This window comes from Sheuella amnicola (genome assembly GCF_010499255.1).
Classification (GTDB): domain Bacteria; phylum Pseudomonadota; class Gammaproteobacteria; order Burkholderiales; family Burkholderiaceae_B; genus Zwartia; species Zwartia amnicola.
This window is the reverse complement of the sequence record NZ_JAAGRN010000006.1, coordinates 32,302-53,979: the sequence shown is the minus strand read 5'-3', so window position 1 is coordinate 53,979 and position 21,678 is coordinate 32,302. Positions and strand designations below refer to the sequence as shown.

At 53.0% G+C, this 21,678-nt stretch carries 20 protein-coding genes; 19 read left to right on the top strand and 1 reads right to left on the bottom strand.

Annotated elements, in window-relative coordinates:
* Positions 1–102 precede the first annotated feature (102 nt).
* The 18 genes from ndk (at position 103) to dnaG (ending at position 18,681) form a co-directional block, all read left to right on the top strand.
* Entirely contained in the window at positions 103–528 is a 426-nt protein-coding gene (ndk, locus tag G3I67_RS10030; protein ID WP_163654896.1) for a nucleoside-diphosphate kinase, read from the top strand.
* A gap of 42 nt (positions 529–570) precedes the next feature.
* Positions 571–1,770 carry a 23S rRNA (adenine(2503)-C(2))-methyltransferase RlmN gene (gene rlmN, locus G3I67_RS10025; protein WP_163654894.1) on the top strand — a complete coding sequence of 400 codons (1,200 nt, stop codon included), beginning with the start codon at positions 571–573 and terminating at the stop codon, positions 1,768–1,770.
* Positions 1,767–2,192: a helix-turn-helix domain-containing protein gene (locus G3I67_RS10020; RefSeq protein WP_163654892.1), complete on the top strand. Its 426-nt coding sequence runs from the start codon at positions 1,767–1,769 to the stop codon at positions 2,190–2,192. The genes rlmN and G3I67_RS10020 overlap by 4 nt, the downstream gene beginning before the upstream one ends.
* On the top strand, positions 2,189–3,478 hold the full coding sequence (gene ispG, locus G3I67_RS10015) for a flavodoxin-dependent (E)-4-hydroxy-3-methylbut-2-enyl-diphosphate synthase (protein ID WP_163654890.1): 1,290 nt from the start codon (positions 2,189–2,191) through the stop codon (positions 3,476–3,478). The genes G3I67_RS10020 and ispG overlap by 4 nt, the downstream gene beginning before the upstream one ends.
* A 67-nt stretch (positions 3,479–3,545) precedes the next feature.
* Positions 3,546–4,835 (top strand): histidine--tRNA ligase, encoded by a 1,290-nt coding sequence (gene hisS / locus G3I67_RS10010; protein WP_163654888.1) that lies wholly within the window; start codon positions 3,546–3,548, stop codon positions 4,833–4,835.
* A gap of 4 nt (positions 4,836–4,839) precedes the next feature.
* Positions 4,840–5,472 carry a YfgM family protein gene (locus G3I67_RS10005; RefSeq protein WP_163654886.1) on the top strand — a complete coding sequence of 211 codons (633 nt, stop codon included), beginning with the start codon at positions 4,840–4,842 and terminating at the stop codon, positions 5,470–5,472.
* Positions 5,473–5,477: 5 nt separating this feature from the next.
* Positions 5,478–6,638, top strand: a complete 1,161-nt coding sequence (gene bamB / locus G3I67_RS10000; protein WP_163654884.1) for an outer membrane protein assembly factor BamB — start codon at positions 5,478–5,480, stop codon at positions 6,636–6,638.
* Between the two features lie 4 nt (positions 6,639–6,642).
* Positions 6,643–8,043 (top strand): ribosome biogenesis GTPase Der, encoded by a 1,401-nt coding sequence (gene der / locus G3I67_RS09995; protein WP_163654882.1) that lies wholly within the window; start codon positions 6,643–6,645, stop codon positions 8,041–8,043.
* Positions 8,044–8,081: 38 nt separating this feature from the next.
* Positions 8,082–9,155: a histidinol-phosphate transaminase gene (hisC, locus tag G3I67_RS09990; protein ID WP_163654880.1), complete on the top strand. Its 1,074-nt coding sequence runs from the start codon at positions 8,082–8,084 to the stop codon at positions 9,153–9,155.
* A gap of 164 nt (positions 9,156–9,319) precedes the next feature.
* Positions 9,320–9,559 (top strand): RNA chaperone Hfq, encoded by a 240-nt coding sequence (hfq, locus tag G3I67_RS09985; protein ID WP_163654878.1) that lies wholly within the window; start codon positions 9,320–9,322, stop codon positions 9,557–9,559.
* Positions 9,560–9,637: 78 nt separating this feature from the next.
* Complete coding sequence (gene hflX / locus G3I67_RS09980; protein WP_163654876.1) at positions 9,638–10,744, top strand: GTPase HflX; 1,107 nt, start codon at positions 9,638–9,640, stop codon at positions 10,742–10,744.
* The gene (gene hflK, locus G3I67_RS09975) at positions 10,710–12,017 is read left to right on the top strand and encodes an FtsH protease activity modulator HflK (protein ID WP_163654874.1); all 1,308 of its coding nucleotides are present in this window, start codon (positions 10,710–10,712) and stop codon (positions 12,015–12,017) included. Before hflX ends, hflK begins: the two co-directional genes overlap by 35 nt.
* 12 nt (positions 12,018–12,029) lie before the next feature.
* Complete coding sequence (hflC, locus tag G3I67_RS09970; RefSeq protein WP_163654872.1) at positions 12,030–12,902, top strand: protease modulator HflC; 873 nt, start codon at positions 12,030–12,032, stop codon at positions 12,900–12,902.
* A 144-nt stretch (positions 12,903–13,046) separates the two neighbouring features.
* Positions 13,047–14,222, top strand: coding sequence for an ATP phosphoribosyltransferase regulatory subunit (locus tag G3I67_RS09965; protein WP_163654870.1), 1,176 nt, complete (start codon positions 13,047–13,049; stop codon positions 14,220–14,222).
* 75 nt (positions 14,223–14,297) lie between these two features.
* On the top strand, positions 14,298–15,593 hold the full coding sequence (locus tag G3I67_RS09960) for an adenylosuccinate synthase (RefSeq protein WP_163654867.1): 1,296 nt from the start codon (positions 14,298–14,300) through the stop codon (positions 15,591–15,593).
* Between the two features lie 7 nt (positions 15,594–15,600).
* Positions 15,601–16,164, top strand: a complete 564-nt coding sequence (locus G3I67_RS09955) for a phosphoribosyltransferase (protein WP_203583608.1) — start codon at positions 15,601–15,603, stop codon at positions 16,162–16,164.
* 77 nt (positions 16,165–16,241) lie between these two features.
* Positions 16,242–16,454, top strand: coding sequence for a 30S ribosomal protein S21 (gene rpsU / locus G3I67_RS09950; RefSeq protein WP_028817338.1), 213 nt, complete (start codon positions 16,242–16,244; stop codon positions 16,452–16,454).
* 100 nt (positions 16,455–16,554) lie between these two features.
* Entirely contained in the window at positions 16,555–18,681 is a 2,127-nt protein-coding gene (dnaG, locus tag G3I67_RS09945; protein ID WP_163654865.1) for a DNA primase, read from the top strand.
* A 66-nt stretch (positions 18,682–18,747) separates the two neighbouring features.
* Here dnaG and G3I67_RS09940 read toward each other — a convergent pair whose 3' ends face one another.
* A complete protein-coding gene (locus G3I67_RS09940; protein ID WP_311197083.1) occupies positions 18,748–19,410 on the bottom strand; it encodes a hypothetical protein in 663 nt (220 codons plus the stop codon).
* On the opposite strand from G3I67_RS09940, the gene rpoD reads away from it, so the two are divergent.
* Positions 19,355–21,667, top strand: a complete 2,313-nt coding sequence (gene rpoD, locus G3I67_RS09935; protein ID WP_311197082.1) for an RNA polymerase sigma factor RpoD — start codon at positions 19,355–19,357, stop codon at positions 21,665–21,667. The genes G3I67_RS09940 and rpoD overlap by 56 nt on opposite strands.
* Positions 21,668–21,678: the final 11 nt, after the last annotated feature.

The window sequence follows — 21,678 nt, the reverse complement described above, 5'->3', positions numbered from 1 at the left end:
GGTTTTCGCGGATTTTTCCGTTGGCTTTCAATCTTTGGCTTTAAATCACCGAATCAATTCCGAGCTTTGGATTCAAAGCATCAATCACTACTGGAGTTTTACATGTCCGTCCAACGTACCCTGTCGATCATCAAGCCTGATGCAGTTGCTAAAAACGTCATTGGCCAAATCGTTGCCCGTTTTGAGCAAGCCGGCCTGAAAGTCGTTGCAGCTCAGTTGCGTCAGCTTTCGCGTGCCGATGCCGAGCGTTTTTATGCCGTGCACAGCGCACGTCCTTTCTTCAAGGATCTGGTTGACTTCATGATCTCCGGTCCCGTGTTTGTTCAGGTGCTCGAGGGTGAGAACGCCATCCAGAAAAACCGCGACCTGATGGGCGCAACCGACCCGAAGAAAGCTGACAAAGGCACGATCCGCGCCGATTTCGCCGACAGCATTGATGCTAACGCCGTCCACGGCTCCGACGCCCCCGAAACCGCTGCTGTTGAAATCGCATTCTTCTTCCCCGAAATCAACATCCACAGCCGTTAATCCGGTTGTTTGGCTTGTGAATCCTCACGTGAATCATTTTTTATGCACGCTGAACCGATCAATCTGCTTGGGCTTGACGCTCCGGCACTGACCCAACTGGTTGGGCAGTGGGGGGGCAAGCCCTTTCGTGCTCGTCAGTTGCAGCGATGGATTCACCAGAGGGGCGTGAGCCAGTTTGACGAAATGACAGACCTGGCGCGCGAGTTTCGCAGCCAGCTGTCACAGAATTGCGAGGTGTGCGCACCTCCGGTCCTGACGCAACAACGCTCGACCGATGGCACACGCAAGTGGTTATTCGACGTCGGTCAGGGCAATGCGATCGAATCTGTATTCATCCCTGAAGATGACCGTGGCACGCTTTGCATTTCCAGCCAGGCCGGGTGCAATGTGGCGTGCCGTTTTTGCTCTACGGGCCATCAGGGGTTTAACCGTAATTTGACTGCTGCCGAGATCATCGGTCAGCTTTGGTGGGCTCGTCGTGAATTGATGCAGGATGCAACCTCGTCCCGCCTGCAGCCCGCCGACCAGAGTGGTTCGGCAGATCAGTTTGCTGTGAATCATTCGAGTGACCGTTCTGCCCAGACCGATACGCGCGTGATCAGCAATGTGGTCATGATGGGCATGGGTGAACCCTTGCTCAATTACGATCCGGTATTGACTGCCGTTCGGATGATGCTGGATGACAACGCATATGGCTTGTCTCGCCGTCGTGTCACGGTATCGACTTCGGGCGTAGTCCCGATGATGGATAGGTTGTCTCAAGATTGCCCGGTGGCTCTGGCTGTATCGCTGCATGCGCCAAATGATGCGTTGCGTGACGAGTTGGTTCCGCTGAACAAGAAATATCCGCTTAAGGAATTGCTGGCGGCATGCGAGCGCTATCTTGCTTTTGCGCCGCGTGATTTCATTACATTCGAATATGTCATGCTTGATGGCGTCAATGATTCCGATCAGCATGCCCGCGAACTCATACAGATCGCGCGTCAGGTTCATTGCAAATTCAATCTGATTCCCTTCAATCCATTTCCCCAATCGGGTTTGAAGCGTTCTTCTGCTGCCAGAGTCAGAATCTTTTCTCAACAATTGATGGATGCCGGAATTGTCACGACTGTGCGTAAAACGCGGGGTGACGATATTGATGCCGCATGCGGTCAATTGGCAGGTGAAGTCAAGGATCGCACTCGCCTGAAAGAAAAAATGGCTGAACAAAAAATGATCGCCATCAAGGAAATACGAGCATGAGTACTGGTACTTTTCGCGCATTGCGCGAGGCTAAGGGTTACTCGGTTGAAGATGTGGCAACACGTCTGAAATTTACTGCCAGACAGATTCAGTGGCTCGAGGCGGAAGATTTCGACAAATTGCCCAGAGGGATCGCGCTCAAAGGCATGGTCAAAAACTATGCAAAATTACTGGATGTTGATCCGAGCGAGATGCTTGCTTCATTGCAATCCCTGATCGGGAGCGTTTCAGGTGGCATTGCCCAACATACATCGATCAAGACACTTGGCGCGCATGAGACTTCTCATACTTCCGGTGGTGGGACTGCTTTTTGGCTTGTCCTGATCTTGGGTGTTCTGATAATTGCCTTAGGCGTCGCGATCTGGCAGGGGATGATCCCGCAGTCCTGGGTGCCTGCATGGGTAGGAGCAATGTTTAAATGAGTCAGCAAAAAGTCGATGTCGGGCAGGACCAAGGCGCAGTCCCTGTTGGTCCGGGGGCGCGTCATCGCACGCGATCGGTTCCGATCGAGTGGGCGGGTAAAACGGTATATGTTGGTGGAGATGCGCCCATCCTTGTCCAGTCCATGACCAATACGGATACTGCCGATGCGATCGCAACGGCAATTCAGGTCAAAGAGCTGGCGCTGGCCGGATCCGAAGTCGTCCGTATAACCGTCAATACGCCCGAGGCTGCCAAAGAGGTCATTGCCATTCGCGAGCAACTCGACAAGATGGGTGTGTACACGCCGTTGGTGGGCGACTTTCACTACAACGGACACAAGCTGCTGACTCAATTTCCAGACTGTGCGCAAGCGCTATCCAAATACCGGATCAACCCGGGCAACATGGGTGGCGGTAAAAAAAGGGACGACAACTTCGCCCAAATGATCGAAGTGGCGATCCGACATAAAAAACCGGTTCGTATCGGCGTGAACTGGGGAAGCCTGGATCATGAGCTCCTGGCGCGCATGATGGACGACAACAGCAAGCTGAGTGCACCGCGCGAAGCCCAGGCTGTGATGCGGGATGCGCTAGTCGTTTCGGCGATCAGCAATGCTCAACGGGCTGAAGCGCTTGGATTGCCGGGCAATGCCATTATTTTGTCCTGCAAGGTCAGTCATGTGCAGGATCTGATTGCCGTCTATAGAGATCTGGCCTCGCGTTGCGATTATCCCTTGCACCTCGGGCTGACCGAAGCCGGAATGGGCAGCAAAGGTATCGTGGCGTCCACGGCTGCTTTGAGTGTGCTGCTGCAAGAAGGCATTGGCGACACCATTCGTATTTCCCTGACGCCCGAACCCGGTGGCGACCGAACCCGTGAGGTTGTAGTCGGTCAGGAGATCCTGCAAACAATGGGTTTGCGGGCCTTTACGCCGATGGTTGTGGCTTGTCCTGGCTGCGGACGTACGAGCAGCACCGTGTTTCAAGAGCTTGCCGATCGAATCCAGACATTTTTGCGGCAGCAGATGCCCGTATGGAAAACGCAATATCCCGGGGTTGAATCCATGAATGTCGCTGTAATGGGGTGCGTGGTAAACGGGCCTGGCGAAAGTCGCCATGCTGATATCGGGATCAGTTTGCCCGGAACCGGTGAAGTCCCTGCAGCGCCTGTATTCATCGATGGCCAGCGATCCGTCACCTTAAAAGGCGACAATATTGCTGAAGAGTTTCAGGTCATTGTCCAGGACTATGTGGCCCGGCGTTATGGTGCGCCCGTTCAGGTTTAAGCGCAAAGGCGCTGATGTGACCGATTTGTTTTGATGCATGAACGTTTTGTTTATTGATGTTGATTAGATGACGCAACCTTTTTCCAAACTTACCGCGATCCGCGGGATGAACGATTCGCTGCCAGGAGCAAGCGCGCGCTGGGAGCAACTTGAGGCTCTGGTCAGGGACTGGCTTAAAGCCTATGGTTATCGCAATATGCGTACGCCTGTACTGGAACATACCCGACTGTTTACGCGCGGTATCGGAGAAGTCACCGATATAGTTGAAAAGGAAATGTACAGTTTCACCGATTCGCTCAATGGCGAATCCCTGACGATGCGACCCGAGTTCACGGCAGGTATGGTGCGTGCAGCGATCGAACATAACCTTCTTTATGATCGAGCTCAGCGTGTCTATAACATGGGCCCTGTGTTCAGGCATGAGCGTCCCCAGCGCGGTCGTTATCGCCAGTTCCATCAGATCGACGTCGAAGCCCTTGGCATGACCGGTCCGGATATCGATGCCGAAATGATTATCATGGTCGCCCGGTTATGGAAGTTATTGGGTATCACCGATGTGAGACTTGAAATCAATTCGCTTGGCCAGGCCCATGAGCGAGCAGCTCACCGCGAGGCGTTGATTGCCCATCTCGAAAAACACAAAGATGTGCTGGATGAGGATGGCTTGCGCCGGATGTATTCGAATCCATTGCGGGTTCTGGATACCAAAAATCCGGCGATGCAGGCTATGGCCGATTCTGCCCCCAAACTATTCGATTTTCTTGGCGACGAGTCCAGGACTCACTACGAAGGCGTTTGCGCCCGGCTAGATGATGCCGGGGTGGCTTATACATTGAATACACGTATGGTGCGTGGGCTCGACTATTACAATCTGACTGTATTCGAATGGATCACCGACAAGCTCGGTGCGCAGGCTACTGTTTGCGGCGGTGGGCGCTATGATGGTTTGATCGAATTGCTGGGTGGTAAGCCCGCGCCGGCTGTCGGATTTGCAATTGGCATGGAGCGACTAATCGATCTCTGGGGCCAGTTTCAACCCGAGCAAACACCAGCCGAATGTGATGTTTACATTGTGCATCAAGGCGACGAAGCACAGCGTCGTGCGGCGGTTTTAGCTGAAAATCTCCGTGATACCGGGATTTCGGTGATTGTTCATGCCGGAGCGGCAAGTTTCAAATCGCAATTCAAGCGCGCCGATGCCAGTCAGGCTGCGATTGCGGTTATTCTTGCAGGCGATGAACTCCTCGCAGGTGTGGCCTCGGTCAAAATGCTCAGGCAATCCGACCAGGCGAATGAGTCGATGCAGCAACAAGTGCCGCTGAATGATTTGGTGGCTTTTTTGAAAGATAAGGTTTAACAGAATGGCTTACGATCTCGAAGAACAGGAACAGATTGACCAGTTACGCGCCTGGTGGGCCAAGTATGGCACTCTGGTCACGACGGTATTGTTGATCGCCCTGGTAGCGATCGCAAGCTGGCGCGGTTGGCAGTGGTATCAGGGGCACCAGGCAGGTCAGGCTCGCGGTTACTTCGAAGCTCTGGAAGAAGCAACGCGCCTTCCTGGCGATCAGTCGATCGCCCGAATCAATGCAGCCGCAAAAACGCTTAGAACCGAATACGGTACCACCGACTATGCGGGACGCGCTGCCCTGGTCGCCGCCTCTGCCCTTCAGGCGAGAGATGATATGGCCGGAGCAAAGTCTCAACTCGAATGGCTGATTCAAACCAAGAATCCTGCGTTGGTCCCTGTGGCACGCTTGCGTCTGGCCGGCCTTTTATTCGATCAAAAAGATTATGACGCAGCTTTAGCCCAGTTAAACGATGCACCCCAAGCGTTTGCAGGCCTGTATGAAGATCGCAAGGGTGACATTCTGGCGGCACAAGGCAAGGTCGCGGATGCTCGCGCAGTCTGGATCAAAGCAATGGATACTCTGGGTGCAGGTCATCCATTGGTGCCAGTGATCAAACTCAAACTCGACGCACTCGGAGCATGATTAACATGTCTGTCTCACTGTTTTCGCGTGTCAAGCGTATAGGATCCGCCTTAACTCTCATTTCTTTACTGACTGCGTGCAGTGTTTTTTCCGGTGATGATGGGCGAAACGATCCTTCCAAATTAACGGAGTATCCCGCAGGATTGTCCGCCCGCATAGGATGGACTGCGTCAGTCGGATCGATCAAAGGATCTTATGGATTTGCGCCGACTGTTGTTCGAGATGCTGTGTATGCTGCTGCTGCCGATGGCACGGTAGGAAAGTTCGATATTTCGAGCGGTGCTCCCGTATGGAAAGTCAACGTCGATAAAAAGTTATCCGCCGGCGCGGGTAGTGATGGCGTGGTGACGGCAGTCGTCGCTACAGATGGGACTGTCATTGCGCTTGATGATAGCGGCAAGGTGAAATGGAGCACCAAAGCAAGTAGCGATGTCCAGATTCCGCCGGTAGTGGGCTTTGGTGTCGTGGTTGTGCGCAGCGGTGATTATCGTATTCAGGCGTTCAATGCCGAAAACGGCGAACGTATCTGGAATGTGCAACGACCCGGACCGTCACTTACTTTGCGTGCGCCGGCGCGTCTGATGCTGGTTGAGGGGTTGGTATTGAGCGGCATACCGGGGGGAAAGCTTGTCGCCCTGAATGCGCTGTCCGGAGATACCCAATGGGAAGGCATTGTTGCTGCACCTAAAGGCTCGACTGATCTCGAACGCGTCAATGATGTTGTCGGCTCGCCCGCTTTGATCGGCCCCTTGTTGTGCGCGGTCGCTCATCAGGGACGCGTGATCTGTTTCGATATCTCGCAAGGCGGCCGACCTGTGTGGAGTGTTCCATTCTCGAGCAATGTCGGAATGGCGGTCGATAACCGGTTTGCGTATGCACCAAATACACAGGATGTGATTTCAGCTTTTGCTTTGCAGGATGGAAAAGTCGTCTGGAAGCAGGATGCATTACGAAATCGTAAATTGACCGCTCCGGCTGCAACAGGTAGTGCAATCGCTGTCGGTGATTATGATGGTTTCGTTCACTTTATCTCAAGCGAAGATGGACGCATGCTGGCAAGACTTTCAGTTGGTGGTGGCGCGATTCGCGCACCGCTGACGGCAACCCCTCAGGGTGTACTCGTTCAGACGGGCGACGGATCCCTGATCATGATAGTGACGAATTAATTCCGTGTCATTTAAACCTGTAGTCGCTCTGGTTGGACGGCCAAACGTTGGCAAATCCACACTTTTTAATCGACTGACGCGTTCTCGCTCAGCGCTGGTTGCCGATTTTTCGGGATTGACCCGGGATCGTCACTACGGTGAGGGTCGAGTTGGCGAAAAGCCATTTATCGTGGTCGATACGGGGGGATTCGAACCTGTTGCCAAAAGCGGAATTTTGCATGCCATGGCGCAACAGACCAAACAGGCAATCGCGGAAGCGGATGTCGTTGTTTTTCTGGTTGATGCGCGTGCCGGGTTAAATGCTCATGATCATGAAATCGCCCGTTTGTTGCGAAAGCTTGGTCGAAAAGTCGTCTTATGCGTAAACAAAGCGGAAGGGATGAAGCACGGTAGTGCCGTAGCTGAATTTCACGAACTCGGTCTGGGTGAGCCTTGCGCGATTTCTGCAGCGCATGGTGATGGCATTGCCGATATGATCGAATTTGCGTTGAGGGATTATGGCGAACCTGCCGAGCCCGAGAACGAATTCGATGTCGACGATGCCGAACCCTCCGAGGAGCAGATCAAAGCGAATACGGATGAGGACGCAGAGCCTCATGAGCACCGGATCAAATTAGCGATTGTTGGTCGCCCGAATGTGGGTAAGTCAACATTGATCAATACCTTGCTGGGCGAGGAGCGGGTCATCGCTTTTGATATGCCAGGCACGACGCGTGATGCGATCGAAATCGATTTCGATCGCGCCGGCAAGCAATACACGCTGATCGATACAGCTGGTTTGCGTAAGCGCGGAAAAGTATTCGAAGCGATAGAGAAGTTTTCCGTCATTAAAACCTTGCAGGCAATCGAGGCCAGCAATGTAGTCTTGCTGATGATCGATGCGCAGCAGGAGGTGTCCGATCAGGATGCGCATATCGCCGGTTTTATTCTCGAAACTGGTCGCGCGCTAGTTGTCGCGATCAATAAATGGGATGGTTTGGACGAAGATCAGCGTGAAAAAATTCAGCGCGAATTCGATCGTAAGTTGCGTTTCCTTTCTTTCGCGCGGGTGCACACGATATCGGCATTGCGCGGTCAGGGTGTCAATACGTTGCTGCGTTCCGTGAACGCAGCTCATGCGGCCGCTTTTGCCAAGCTTTCCACGCCAAAATTGACCCGTGAGCTGCAAGCTGCTGTCGAACAGCAACCTCCGCCACGCAAGGGGATTTTCCGTCCCAAGATGCGCTATGCCCATCAAGGTGGCCAGAATCCGCCGTTGATTATCATTCACGGCAACGCGCTGGATCAGATCCCCGAATCGTATCGTCGATATCTCGAAGGACGGTTCCGCGATGCATTCGAATTGGCCGGTACGCCTTTGAGAATCGAATTCAAATCTTCTTACAACCCCTACGCCGATAATTAGTGCCGACGTAGTTCGTTACTTGTAGCCTGAGATTCATTATGAGCCGTTACTGGAGTAGTCTGGTCGCCAAACTTGATCCTTACGTTCCGGGCGAGCAGCCGCGCGTCCAGAATTTGATCAAACTTAATACGAATGAACATCCTTATGGTCCATCACCAAAGGTCATCGAGGCAATTGCCCGTGCCAATGGTGAAGATCTGCGCTTGTATCCGGATCCGACCTCTCTGGCGCTGAGCCAGACGATTGCTAAATATTTTGGCCTGGGCGTCGATCACGTGTTTGTCGGCAATGGGTCCGATGAGGTGTTGGCGCATGTTTTCAATGCGCTTCTCAAACATGATGCTCCAGTTTTATTTCCGGATATTTCATACAGCTTTTATCCGGTTTATTGCGGGCTGTACCAAATCGAATATCGGGCAGTACCCCTCGATCAAAATTTCAGAATCGTATTGAACGATTATCTGCCCTCAGCGGGAGCCAAGGCTGGTGGGATCATTTTCCCCAATCCGAATGCACCAACGGGGATTTGTCATGATCTCGATGCAATCGAGCAAGTGGTCAAAGCCAATCCCGACATTGTCGTTGTAATCGATGAGGCCTATATCGATTTCGGTGGTGTCTCGGCGGCAAGTCTGATTGCAAAATATCCGAACTTGCTGGTTGTGCACACCCTGTCCAAGTCACGCTCTCTTGCCGGCTTGCGTGTCGGTTTTGCTTTGGGGCATCCCGATTTGATTCAAGGATTGGATCGGGTCAAAAATAGTTTTAATTCCTATCCATTGGATCGACTGGCACAAGCCGGGGCGATCGCAGCATTCGAAGATGATGCGCACTTCGAGAAGACGCGTCAGGCAGTGATCCATACGCGTGAGTCCATGACGCAAGGATTGCGAAAACTAGGATTCGAAGTACTGCCTTCTAAAGCTAATTTCATTTTCGCGCGTGCCCCGGGAGTGGCCGGGGAAGTCTTTGCAGCTGAACTGCGTGCCAGAAACATTTTGGTGCGTCATTTCAAAAAAGAGCGCATATACGATTTCATGCGAATCTCTGTAGGAACGGATGAGCAAACTGAAACATTGCTACAGGCATGCCAAGAAATTCTTGCTCAATAAAAAATACATGTGCTGAATCGTTTGTGTTCATGCAGTAGTGATTAAAAAGTAGTTACAAATTGTTATTTCATGTGGCGGACTTCGGGAAAACCCTGTAAAGTTCGCTAATTGGATTTCCTGCCTTCAGGCGGGTCAACCACAACAACAATATATGGAGCCTGCCAATGAGCAATAAAGGGCAAACTTTGCAAGACCCCTTCTTGAACGCCTTGCGTAAAGAGCACATACCGGTGTCTATTTATCTGGTAAACGGGATCAAACTTCAGGGTCAAGTCGAATCATTCGATCAGTACGTTGTATTGCTTCGCAATACTGTGACCCAGATGGTTTATAAGCATGCGATTTCGACAGTGGTTCCTGCTCGCGCAGTCACGCTGCCTTCGGAGATTCCCGCTGCTGAATAATTCGTTTTACGAACATTACGCGCCCCTCAGGACCAGCAGCCTCGAGGGGCGTGTTTGCTCGTACGAGAGGTATGAATCATGCGGGCTTTGATCATCAGTGTCGATCTCGGCTCCCCTGACTACGGGGCGCATGCCGAAGAGTTCGTCATGCTTGCAAAAGGCGCCGGTGCTGAAATCGTCGGTACGCTGACTGCTAAGAGATCGCGTCCGGATGCGGCTTACTTCATCGGCACCGGCAAGCTCGAAGAGGGCGTCTTGCTTGCGCAAGAAACCCATGCCGAAGTGGTTCTTTTCGATCAGCCCTTATCGCCCGCGCAGCAGCGAAACCTTGAACGTCAATTCAATTTGCGTGTTGTGGATCGAGTCGCCTTGATTCTCGATATTTTCGCCTTACGCGCAAAAAGTCATGAAGGCAAACTGCAGGTCGAACTTGCCCAGTTACAGCATCTGGCGACGCGACTGACTCGCATGTGGTCTCACCTTGAACGTCAGCGAGGGGGGATTGGTATGCGAGGCCCGGGCGAATCCCAGCTTGAGATGGATCGGCGCATGATCGGCGCCAAGGTAAGGGTACTTCGCGAAAGACTTGAGCGAGTCCAGCGTCAAAGGGCGACTCAGCGGCGTTCCCGATCCAGAGGGGCAACGATGTCCGTATCTCTTGTTGGTTACACCAATGCGGGTAAATCGACTCTTTTTAACGCCATGACCAGAGCCGGTGCGTATGCAGCCGATCAGTTATTTGCCACGCTGGATACCACCACCCGACGTGTGTGGATTGAGGGGGCGGGACAAATCACGCTTTCCGATACTGTTGGATTCATTCGTGATTTACCCCACACTTTAATTGCGGCCTTTCGGGCAACACTTGAAGAGGCCATACACGCAGATCTACTTTTGCACGTTGTCGATGCGTCAAGTCCCCAGCGCGACGAACAAATTGCCGAAGTTGACAAAGTTCTTGCTGATATCGGGGCCGCCGACATCCCCAGAATTCTCGTTTACAACAAAATCGATGCTGTCGGGTTGGATCCGCGCGTTGAACAAGACGCACATGGTACGATTTGCAGAGTCTTTGTCAGCGCCCAACAGCGTCTAGGGCTGGATGGGTTGCGACAAGCGATCAGCCAGTTCGCTTTATTACCGGAAAACAATGCGATTTCTAACGAAGATATTCAATCTGAATGACCCTGGTTGGGGTCGTGGTCAAGGTTCCAATGGGTCTGAGCCGCCCTCGGGTGGTCAGCAGCCGCCTAAACGTCCGCCTCAACAAAGCGGACCTCCAGATCTGGATCAGGTATGGCGCGATTTCAATCAGCGTCTGGGTAGCCTATTCGGCCGCAAACAAGGTGGTCATGGTTCGGGCGATCAGGGGCCCGGTGGATTAGGTGGTCCTACGGCTCGTCAGTCCCGCATTGGACTGGGTGTCATCGTGCTGATTGCGGCAGCCATCTGGCTCGGCAGTGGCTTCTTTATCGTCCAGGACGGTCAGGTGGCCGTTGTGACGCAGTTCGGCAAATACAAAAATACTGTTCAGGCAGGCTTTCAATGGCGCCTGCCTTATCCGATCGAGTCACAAGAGATCGTCAATGTTTCGCAGTTGCGTACTTTGGATGTCGGGTTCCGTGGTAATGCGCGCAGCCGCGTATTGCCCGAAGCCTTAATGTTGACCGAAGACGAAAACATTGTCGATGTTCAGTTCGTCGTGCAATACCGTTTACGTGCAAATGGTGCGCCGGATTATCTGTTCAAGCTCAAAGATCCGGACGAGTCCGTTCGTCAGGCTGCCCAAAGCAGCATGCGTGAAGTTGTGGGCACCCGCAAGATGGATTCTGTGTTGTATGAGAGTCGTACTGATGTTGCCAACACCGTTCAGAAGTTGATGCAGCAGATTCTGGACAGTTACCAGAGCGGCATTCAGATCAGTAGCGTCGCGATCCAGAACGTGCAGCCACCTGAACAAGTTCAGGCCGCGTTCGATGATGCCGTCAAGGCTGGGCAGGATAGCGAGCGTCAAAGCAATGAAGGCCGTGCTTATCTGAATCAGATTGTGCCGATGGCGCGTGGCCAAGCTTCACGCATTATCGAACAGGCCGAGGGTTATCGCGCCAAAGTGGTAGGCAATGCCGTCGGTGATACGGCTCGCTTTAGCAGCGTGCTTGCCGAATATCGCAAGTCACCGCAAGTGATTCGGGAGCGCATGTATCTCGAAACGATGCAGCAGATGTATTCGGGCGCTAATAAAGTGCTTGTGGATACGCGTGGCAGCGGAAACATGCTTTACTTGCCTTTGGATAAGATCATGCAACAAGTCGCGCAAGATCCAGCCAAGGCCGCCCCAGTCACCGGTGCGTCCGTGCCGGCACCGGTGTCGACTCCGGTTGCTCCCGTAACTTCTTCCTCAACATCGCGTGCGAATCAATCGGCTGGTCAACTGACCCGCGACCGCGCGAATCGCTAAGAGGATACTCAAATGAAAAGATTGCTACCTTTAATGATCGCTCTGGCCGTTTTGGTTGGGGTACTGTCATCAACCGCTTTTATCGTTCGTGAAAGGGACTATGCATTGGTCTTCGCCTTGGGCGAAGTCAAAAAGGTGATATCCGAACCGGGCTTGTATTTCAAGCTGCCACCGCCTTTTCAAAATGTGGTCACTCTCGATAAAAGATTGCTGACGATTGATGTTCAGGAAGCCGAGCGTATCCAGACCTCAGAGAAAAAGAATCTGCTGATTGATTCTTTCGTGAAATGGAGAATCGAAGATCCTCGCTTGTTCTATGTGACTTTTGGAGGCAATGAGCGCGCCGCGCGTGAAAGACTGCAAGCCTTGATTCGGGATGGATTGAATGCCGCGGTTAACGTGCGCACGGTTAAGGATGTTGTTTCGCTGGAACGCGCTGCTGTCATGAACCAGGTGCTCAATAGTGTGGTGAGTCGCGCTAAACCCTTGGGTGTCGAGATTGTCGATGTCAGGCTTAAGCGGATCGAATTCGCTCCCGAGATTTCGGAGTCGGTTTATCGACGCATGGAATCCGAGCGCTTGCAAGTTGCGAACGAAACGCGCGCCAAGGGTGCTGCAGAAAGTGAGCGGATTCGAGCCGAGGCCGATCGCGAGCGCGAGCAGATTCTTGCTGAAGCCTACGGACGTGCCCAGGCAGTCATGGGTGAGGGCGATGCCAAAGCCGCGGGCATTTATGCAAAAGCTTACGGGGAAGATCTTGGCTTCTACAGCTTCTACAAGAGTCTTGAAGGATATCGAGCCGCTTTTGGCAAGCCTAACGATTTGTTAGTTGTTGATCCCAGCTCAGACTTCTTTAAATACCTGAAATCGCCAACGGGAAAGTGATGATTAAATAGGTATAATACGATGTAAGCTTTATTGATTATCTTGGCGGCTTGCCGGGCTTACGCTCCAAGCCGCTTTTTGTTTGGGCGGCATTTATGTATCTGCCGCTTACCCGATGAATTCATCCTTATTGACTGCGCAATCATGAAAGGCAATTGGTTGTTGCCAGAAAGTCTGGCCGATATTCTGCCGACCGAAGCCCGACGCATCGAAGACTTGCGCCGTGGTCTGCTTGATCTATTCAGAACCTATGGGTTCGAGCTGGTTGCACCCCCGCTAGTCGAATATATCGATTCGCTTTTGACTGGTGGCGGCACAGACTTGAATCTCAGAACCAGCAAGCTGGTCGATCAACTTTCGGGGCGCACGCTCGGGATCCGGGCGGATATGACTACGCAAGTGACGCGCATTGATGCCCATCTTTTGAACCGCGCTGGTGTCACGCGACTTTGTTATTGCGGTCCTGTATTGCATGCGCGGCCTGCCGGTTTATTGTCCAGTCGCGAACTGTTGCAAATCGGCGCCGAGATTTTCGGTCATGCAGGCATCGAGGCTGATCTGGAAATCATTCGTCTGGCACTTGAAAGCACGCGCCTGGCTGGCCTTCATACGGTTCGCCTGGATGTGTGTCATGCCGGACTGGTGCGCAGCCTGATCGAGGCGGATTCCGCGGCCGCAACGCGAGCCGATGAGATCATGGCCTTGTTGCGTGACAAAGATTTGCCGGGGATAGCCGATCTCGCTTCTGGCGAGTACAAACTTAAATCCGAAACCGTTGCTGCTCTATCGGCCTTGCCTTTGCTGTACGGCGATGCTTCCGTTATTGCTTCTGCGCGCAAGCAATTGCCCCCATTGCCGGGAGTAACGTCGGCATTGGACACCCTTGAAAAGCTTTTGAGTGCGCTGGATGATGTATCTGTGGGCGTGGACTTGGCTGATGTCGGTACGTATGGTTATCACTCGGGCGTGACTTTTTCTGTCTATGCCGAAGGTTGGCATGATGCCTTGGTTCAAGGTGGACGCTACGACAACGTAGGTCGCGCGTTCGGCCGCGCGCGCCCGGCGACTGGTTTCAGCCTTGATTTGCGCAAACTTGCAGGTGGGTTGATGCCTGCCGCTCCTGCTCCAGCCATACGTGCGCCCGTGGCTGCGGATTTCGCTCAGGATGTGCGTCTGCGCCAAGCCATGCACGCTTTGCGTCAAGCAGGTGAAATTGTCGTACAGGTTTTTCCGGGTGAACAGGCAACGCATGACGAATTTGTTTTTGACCGTGAGCTTGTCGAAAGCCATGGTCAATGGGTCGTTCAAGTGGTTTCTTAGGCCCCGCGTTTTCGGCTAATTGGCCGTATGCGGGTCAGGGAAGTTTTCCGATTTTTTTAGACATGATCAATTGATATGAGCAAGAACATTGTAGTGATCGGTACCCAGTGGGGCGACGAAGGAAAGGGCAAGATTGTTGACTGGCTTGCCGAATCCGCGAAAGGCGTCGTTCGCTTTCAGGGTGGCCACAATGCCGGACATACCTTGTGGATCAATGGCAAAAAGACGATTTTGCGTCTGATTCCTTCGGGCATCATGCATCCTTCAGTGACATGCTACATCGGTAACGGGGTTGTCCTGTCACCAGAGGCATTGCTTAAAGAAATCTCCGAACTCGAGGCCGCAGGTCTTGATGTGCGCTCGCGCCTGAAGATTTCCGAGGCTTGTCCGTTGATTTTGCCTTATCACGTTGCGCTGGACCAGGCGCGCGAAGCTCGTCGCGGCGATGCGAAGATTGGCACCACTGGTCGTGGCATCGGTCCCGCCTATGAAGATAAAGTTGCCCGTCGCGCATTGCGCGTCCAGGATCTGTTTGATCCGGCTGGATTCCGTACCAAGGTTGAAGAAGTGCTCGAATTGCACAACTTCGTTCTGACCCAGTATCTGGGTGCCGCGGCTGTTTCGGTTGACGAAGTCGTCGAACAGGCTATGGCGCTGGCCCCGGCAATTGCCCCGATGGTGTGTGATGTCAGCTCCGCCCTTTACGAGGTTCAGCAGGCCGGTCAAAGCCTATTGTTTGAAGGTGCGCAGGGCGCATTGCTGGACGTCGATCACGGTACCTATCCTTATGTTACCAGCAGTAACTGTATCGCCGGCGCCGCTGCTGCCGGTGCCGGTGTGGGACCGCAAACACTAAGCTACGTGCTTGGTATTACCAAGGCTTATGCTACCCGAGTTGGTTCTGGGCCTTTCCCGACCGAATTGCACGACGAGATCGGATCACGCCTGGCAACTGTAGGCAAAGAATTTGGCTCCGTCACCGGCCGTCCGCGTCGCTGTGGCTGGTTTGACGGCGCCGCGCTCAAACGCTCGGTTCGCTTGAACGGTATCTCCGGTCTTTGCATCACCAAGCTCGATGTATTGGATGGGCTTGAAACCATCAAGATGGGCGTGGGTTATAAGCTCGATGGCAAGGTTGTCGATGTCTTGCCCTACGGCGCGGCTGCAGTGGCGCGCGCAGAACCCATTCTTGAAGAAATGCCGGGCTGGTCGGAGTCGACTGCCGGTGTAACCGAGTTCGAACGTCTTCCGGTCAATGCGCAACGCTATCTGAAGCGTATGGCCGAGGTTTGCGGCGTTCCGATCGATATGGTTTCCACTGGTCCTGATCGTACCGAAACGATCATGTTGCGCCATCCGTTCAAATCCTGATTTCTGGTTGCGTTCGGTTGTGCAGGATCAAAAGACTCCTCCAAGCACCGACCGCGACTTGTGGGTTAGCTGGGACGAATATCACGACTTGATCGAACAGCTTGTCCTTATTGTTGCCCGATCGGGCATCGAGTTCGATCATGTGCTGTGTCTGGCACGCGGTGGCCTGAGAGTAGGGGATGTGATTTCCAGGGTGCTGGATCGGCCCCTTGCTATTCTGTCCACGAGCAGCTACCGGGCATCCGGAGGATCCGAGCAGGGCGAGCTTTACGTCGCTCCTTCTGTGACCTCGGCCCAGGGGCCATTGTCTGGCCGGGTTTTGGTCGTCGATGATCTGGTGGATAGCGGTGTGACTTTGGCCGAAGTCGTCCGAATGCTGCCAGAGCGGTATCCGGACATCACTGCAGTCAAGTCCGCCGTAATTTGGTTTAAGGCGATTTCCTCGTTCGTTCCAGACTTTTACGTCCGGTTTTTAACGACCAATCCATGGATTCATCAGCCATTTGAGGCTTACGATCATCAACGTCCCAGGGATTTAGCGGAAATTCGCGCAAAAAACCCATCTTCATAGCGTATTTGTGCTATGATGAAAGGCTAATTTTTGACCGGTTTCGGTTTAACTGTTTTTTTATTATCTTTACGCATCCTATGCCTATCGTTCGTCTGAAAGAAAACGAGCCCTTCGAAGCCGCTTTGCGTCGCTTCAAGCGCACAATCGAAAAAACCGGTCTGTTGACCGAATTGCGTGCTCGCGAGTTCTACGAAAAGCCAACTGCTGAGCGCAAGCGTAAGCAAGCCGCTGCCGTTAAGCGCCACTACAAGCGCATCCGCAGCCAGCAATTGCCTCCGCGCATGTATTGATCATTGTCGCTTGTGGTGCGTCGGTTTTAAGTTTGCTCAAACGTTTGCTCAAACATTAGCCGGCTCAAACTACTTGCGTCAAACTCGTACGGCCTGATCGGTGATTCCTGATTCATTCATCCAGGATCTCCTTGCCCGCGTTGATGTAGCGGATGTTGTCGGCCAGTACGTTCAGTTAAGAAAGGGCGGTGTTAACCTTCTAGGTTTATGCCCCTTTCATAACGAAAAATCTCCCTCATTTACCGTTAGTCCCACCAAACAGTTTTATCACTGTTTCGGTTGCGGGGCGCATGGTAGCGCCATCACATTTTTGATGGAACACACGGGGGCTAACTTTCCGGAAGCAGTCCGCACGCTCGCAAATGCTGTCGGCATGCGTGTACCCGAGGAAGAGCGCTCGCCGCAGCAAAAAGCCGCTTCAGCTCGCCGCAAAGAAGAAGTTTCGATGCATACTCGGGTGTTGCAAGCTGCTCAAACGCATTATCTTGCCCAGTTAAGAGAAACGCCTGCCGCAATTCGATACTTACAGCAGCGAGGATTAACCGGAACCATTGCGCGTGACTTTGGTTTGGGCTGGTCCGGTTCCGATCGACAGGCGTTAGCCAAGGTTTTTCAAAACTACAACGACCCGGTTCTGGTTGAAGCCGGACTTGTGATCGAGTCCGAAGACGGCAGGCGATATGATCGATTCCGTGAGCGAATCATGTTTCCGATCCGCAATGTCAAGGGTGAGCTGATCGGATTTGGCGGTCGAATCATTGGCAAAGGTGAGCCCAAGTATCTGAACTCTCCCGAAACCCCTGTGTTTTCGAAAGGAAACGAGCTTTACGGCTTGTACGAGGCGCGGACCGCGATTCGTAAAGAAGGATGCGTCATCGTTGTCGAAGGCTATATGGATGTGGTGGGGCTGGCTCAGCTCGGCATCGGTAATGCAGTTGCCACGCTAGGTACTGCCACTACGCCCATGCATATTCAAAAGTTGCTTCGGGCAAGCGACAAGATTATTTTCAGTTTCGATGGCGATAAGGCGGGTCGGCGTGCAGCCTGGAAAGCGCTTCAGACTTGTTTGCCCTTGCTGAGGGATGACGTTTCGATTCGGTTTTTGTTTTTGCCGGCCGAACATGATCCGGATAGCTATATTCGTGAATTTGGTGAAGAGGCTTTTCGTGCGTGCCTTGCCGAGTCGGATGCGTTGTCCACATTTTTTTTGAATGAGCTGGCATCGCGTCATAAAGTCAAAGAAGTGGAAGGACGCTCTGCGCTTGTCCATGAGGCCAAGCCATTATTGGCGCAGATCCCCGAAATTACGCTAAAAGTTCAGTTGCAAAATGAATTGGCCAGGATGGTGCAGTTGACGCCTGAAGAGCTGGCCGCATTGATTGCCAAAGATGCGCCTGCCGCGTTGCCGGGGTTGCCTGTGGTCGCAGGTAAGTCGCAAGTGGCCTCAGGACAGGACGGTATTGTTGTTCGCAAAGAACCGGTGCGTGATGTGTCTCAGGCCGATCCGGATGTGGGCGGGCATGGTTACGACGAAATATCGCCCGACGATAGTCAATACATACCTGATGATTATCCGTTCGGTGATGAAACTTCTATTGCAGGATATGAAGGATCTGCTGATCACAGCCTATCCGGAATGCCATCGGGCAGGGCATCTGCTCAGGCGGGGCCCCGGTTTTCCGGACTCGGAGCTGGCCTTTATTCGGGCAAAAGCGGCGCACGAGGGGGTAAAGGCTATCGAAATCGTGAAGAGCAGCCTATCCATCCCTCACAACGGCCTGCACGCAGGTCTGTCACGCCGCTTGCACGTCGATTGTTGAGTTTGCTGCTCAGTCACCCAGAGTTGGTTGAACATATGGGAGACCAACAGCTTGAAGTTCTCGAGCGCGGACCCCATTTGGAAATGGTCAGGGACCTGATCGTTTTAGCGCAATCGAGCGGCGCGCGTCATATCGGTGCACTGATCGAAGCGGCGGGAACGCAGACCGATCTAGGATCCATTTTGAGTTCTTTTGCTGCGGATGTCATGGCTCAAGAATCCTTGCCTTCGCCCCAAATCGAGTGGGAAGATGCGCTTAGACGCATTGAACTCCAGAATTTGAAGCTCGAGTTGGAAGCGCTTGTGCAGTCGGGATTAAATAATTTTGATTCTCAGCAAAAATATCGGGAACTTTCTCAACGCATCGCCCGTCTAATGAGGGCAATCGAGTCAGGCAAGTCGCGCTAATTCGGTTAAAATCAGGGGTTTGCGCGACCATGGTGTCAGAGGTTGGGCGTGCATATCTAGTTGAAACTAGTTTGAATCTTCGTCAAAACTGCGACTTAACAGCCTTTCGGCGCCACAAAGAGCGAATATGACCCAAGTATCTGGCATTAAAAAAACCATGGCAGCATCAAAATCTGCTTCGAAAGCTTCAGTCAAAGTATCAAAGACTCCGGCGAAATCTCCAGCCAAAGCACCTACAAAAAACCTTGCAAAGCCCCCGGTAAAGACGCCTGCTAAAGGATCTGTCAAAGCTGTGGCTAAACCAGCCCCTGTCGGCAAAGCCGCCTCTAAAGGCGCCGCCAAGCCAGCCGCAAAGCCAACTCCAAAACCGATTGCAAAGAGTACAGCCAAATCGCCGCTTAAATCCGCTGCGAAGGGCACGACCAAGACTGCTGCATCCTCCAAAGGCAAAAGTGCCGCTTCCGCAGCCAAGTCTTCCAAGGTCGCCCCCAGCGTTAAGCCTGTTTCAAAATCAGCAGTAAAAACTGCCGTCGTTAAGTCAGTGAAGGAATCAATGAAGTCGGTATCAAAGGCAAAACCCAAGGTTGCTGCAAAAGCGGCAACTGAAAAAGCACCCGCCAAGCCAGCAACTAAATCTGCAGCAAAGCCCGCAGCTAAGCCTGCGGCAAAGCCGGTGGTTAAACCCACAGCCAAATCTGCGGCCAAAGAAACAAGCAAAGAATCTTCCAAGTCGCCTGCCTCGAAACCAGCTGTTAAGCCAGCGGCTGCGAGCGAAAAGCCTGCGGCCAAGTCTGCTGCCAAGTCGACTGGCAAGTCAGCCAAGGTGGCTGAAAAAGCTGCAGTCGATGCGCCCGTCAAAGTTGCGCCTGCTGCGCAATCTTCAGCCAAGGCTCCCGGCAAGGTTGATGTCACCAAGCCCCCTAAAGCTGCCAAAGGCGAGGGCGATGAAAAGCCCGTCAAGGCATCGGCACGTCCACCGGGTGGTACGGGTCGACGTCCAGGCCGACCTTCCAAGAACCCTAATAATGGCGGTGATGGCGAGTTCGATGTCGGTGATGCCGATGGCGAAGCCGAAGTCGTTCCCGATTTCAAGCCGGTCAAGCGGGGCAAGCGTGGTGCGAAGGGTGAAGGCAAGGATCTGATCGCACGCGGTCCTGTGACCCCTGAAGAATACGAAGCACGTCGCAATCGACTCAAGCAGTTGATCAAGCTCGGTAAGGATCGTGGCTATCTGACGTATGGCGAGATCAACGACCATTTGCCCGATGATCTGGTCGATGCTGAAGCTATTGATGGCATTATCAGTACGTTTAGCGATATGGGTATCGCGGTGTACGATCAGGCACCCGATGCCGAGACCTTGCTTCTAGGCGAAAACGCTCCGGTTGCCACATCGGATGACGATGTCGAGGACGAAGCCGAAGCCGCCCTGACAACTGTAGACTCCGACTTTGGTCGTACCACCGACCCCGTTCGCATGTATATGCGCGAAATGGGTACGGTCGAGCTTCTGACCCGCGAAGGCGAAATCGAAATCGCCAAGCGTATCGAAGACGGCCTGAAGCACATGGTGATGGCGATCTCGGCATGTCCGACCACCATCAACGAAATCATTGCGCACGTTCAGCGTGTGCGTGACGCGCAAGCACAGATTGACGAGGTGGTCGATGGTCTTGTCGACCCGGATGATGGCGAAGAATATGCCGGTGCCGGCGTTGCCGATGAGGCAGAGGACGATGGTCCCGCAGGCGGCATGAGCAGCAAGCAGCTTGAAGATCTGCGCGTGAAAGGTTTGGCCAAGTTCGATATTGTTGCCGACCAGTTCAACAAGATGAAGGCTGCGTACGAGCAGGATGGTTATCGCTCCAAGGCCTATATGGCTGCGCAAGAGACCATTCAGAGCGAGCTGATGGGAATTCGCTTCACTGCGAAGATGGTAGAGCGTCTTGCCGACACATTGCGTGCGCAAGTTGAGGATGTGCGCAAAATCGAGCGTGCCATTCTGCATACTTGCGTGGATCGCGCCGGCATGCCGCGCGAACACTTCATCAAAGTGTTTCCGGGTAACGAAACCAATCTCGAGTGGGTGATGACCGAAATAGCGACCGAGAGCTCCTATTCCAACATCTTGAAGCGTCACGTGCCCGCAGTGCAGGAATTGCAGCAAAAGCTGATCGATCTGCAAGAGCGTGTCGTGTTGCCTTTGAAGGACCTTAAAGACGTCAACAAGAAGATGGCAACCGGTGAAGCTAAGGCCCGCAAGGCTAAACGCGAGATGACCGAAGCCAACTTGCGTCTGGTGATCTCGATCGCCAAGAAGTACACCAATCGTGGTTTGCAGTTTCTGGACCTGATTCAGGAAGGCAACATTGGTCTGATGAAAGCTGTCGATAAATTCGAATACCGTCGCGGCTACAAATTCTCGACTTATGCGACCTGGTGGATCCGTCAGGCCATCACGCGCTCGATCGCCGATCAGGCGCGCACCATCCGTATCCCGGTGCATATGATCGAAACGATCAATAAGATGAATCGCATCAGTCGCCAGATTTTGCAGGAGACCGGTGCCGAGCCTGATCCGGCAACGCTGGCATCCAAGATGGATATGCCTGAAGACAAGATCCGCAAGATCCTGAAAATCGCCAAAGAACCGATTTCGATGGAAACACCGATCGGTGACGATGACGATTCTCACTTGGGCGATTTCATCGAAGATACGTTAACATTAGCGCCTTCGGATGCAGCATTGCACAGTTCGATGCATAATGTCGTAAAAGAGGTGCTTGATTCACTGACACCACGCGAAGCCAAAGTGCTGCGCATGCGTTTCGGTATTGAAATGAGCACTGATCAGACATTGGAAGAGGTTGGTAAACAGTTTGATGTCACGCGCGAGCGCATTCGCCAAATAGAGGCTAAAGCGCTGCGTAAACTGCGTCACCCAAGCCGTGCTGATAAGTTGAAGAGTTTCCTCGAAAACCAGTAAGGTTTTCGAGT

What these genes read in the sequence shown, in the direction of transcription:
- ndk (WP_163654896.1), top strand. Translation starts at nt 103, where the DNA reads ATGTCCGTCCAACGTACCCTGTCGATCATCAAGCCTGATGCAGTTGCT.
- rlmN (WP_163654894.1), top strand. Translation starts at nt 571, where the DNA reads ATGCACGCTGAACCGATCAATCTGCTTGGGCTTGACGCTCCGGCACTG.
- G3I67_RS10020 (WP_163654892.1), top strand. Translation starts at nt 1,767, where the DNA reads ATGAGTACTGGTACTTTTCGCGCATTGCGCGAGGCTAAGGGTTACTCG.
- ispG (WP_163654890.1), top strand. Translation starts at nt 2,189, where the DNA reads ATGAGTCAGCAAAAAGTCGATGTCGGGCAGGACCAAGGCGCAGTCCCT.
- hisS (WP_163654888.1), top strand. Translation starts at nt 3,546, where the DNA reads ATGACGCAACCTTTTTCCAAACTTACCGCGATCCGCGGGATGAACGAT.
- G3I67_RS10005 (WP_163654886.1), top strand. Translation starts at nt 4,840, where the DNA reads ATGGCTTACGATCTCGAAGAACAGGAACAGATTGACCAGTTACGCGCC.
- bamB (WP_163654884.1), top strand. Translation starts at nt 5,478, where the DNA reads ATGTCTGTCTCACTGTTTTCGCGTGTCAAGCGTATAGGATCCGCCTTA.
- hisC (WP_163654880.1), top strand. Translation starts at nt 8,082, where the DNA reads ATGAGCCGTTACTGGAGTAGTCTGGTCGCCAAACTTGATCCTTACGTT.
- hfq (WP_163654878.1), top strand. Translation starts at nt 9,320, where the DNA reads ATGAGCAATAAAGGGCAAACTTTGCAAGACCCCTTCTTGAACGCCTTG.
- hflX (WP_163654876.1), top strand. Translation starts at nt 9,638, where the DNA reads ATGCGGGCTTTGATCATCAGTGTCGATCTCGGCTCCCCTGACTACGGG.
- hflK (WP_163654874.1), top strand. Translation starts at nt 10,710, where the DNA reads ATGCGATTTCTAACGAAGATATTCAATCTGAATGACCCTGGTTGGGGT.
- hflC (WP_163654872.1), top strand. Translation starts at nt 12,030, where the DNA reads ATGAAAAGATTGCTACCTTTAATGATCGCTCTGGCCGTTTTGGTTGGG.
- G3I67_RS09965 (WP_163654870.1), top strand. Translation starts at nt 13,047, where the DNA reads ATGAAAGGCAATTGGTTGTTGCCAGAAAGTCTGGCCGATATTCTGCCG.
- G3I67_RS09960 (WP_163654867.1), top strand. Translation starts at nt 14,298, where the DNA reads ATGAGCAAGAACATTGTAGTGATCGGTACCCAGTGGGGCGACGAAGGA.
- rpsU (WP_028817338.1), top strand. Translation starts at nt 16,242, where the DNA reads ATGCCTATCGTTCGTCTGAAAGAAAACGAGCCCTTCGAAGCCGCTTTG.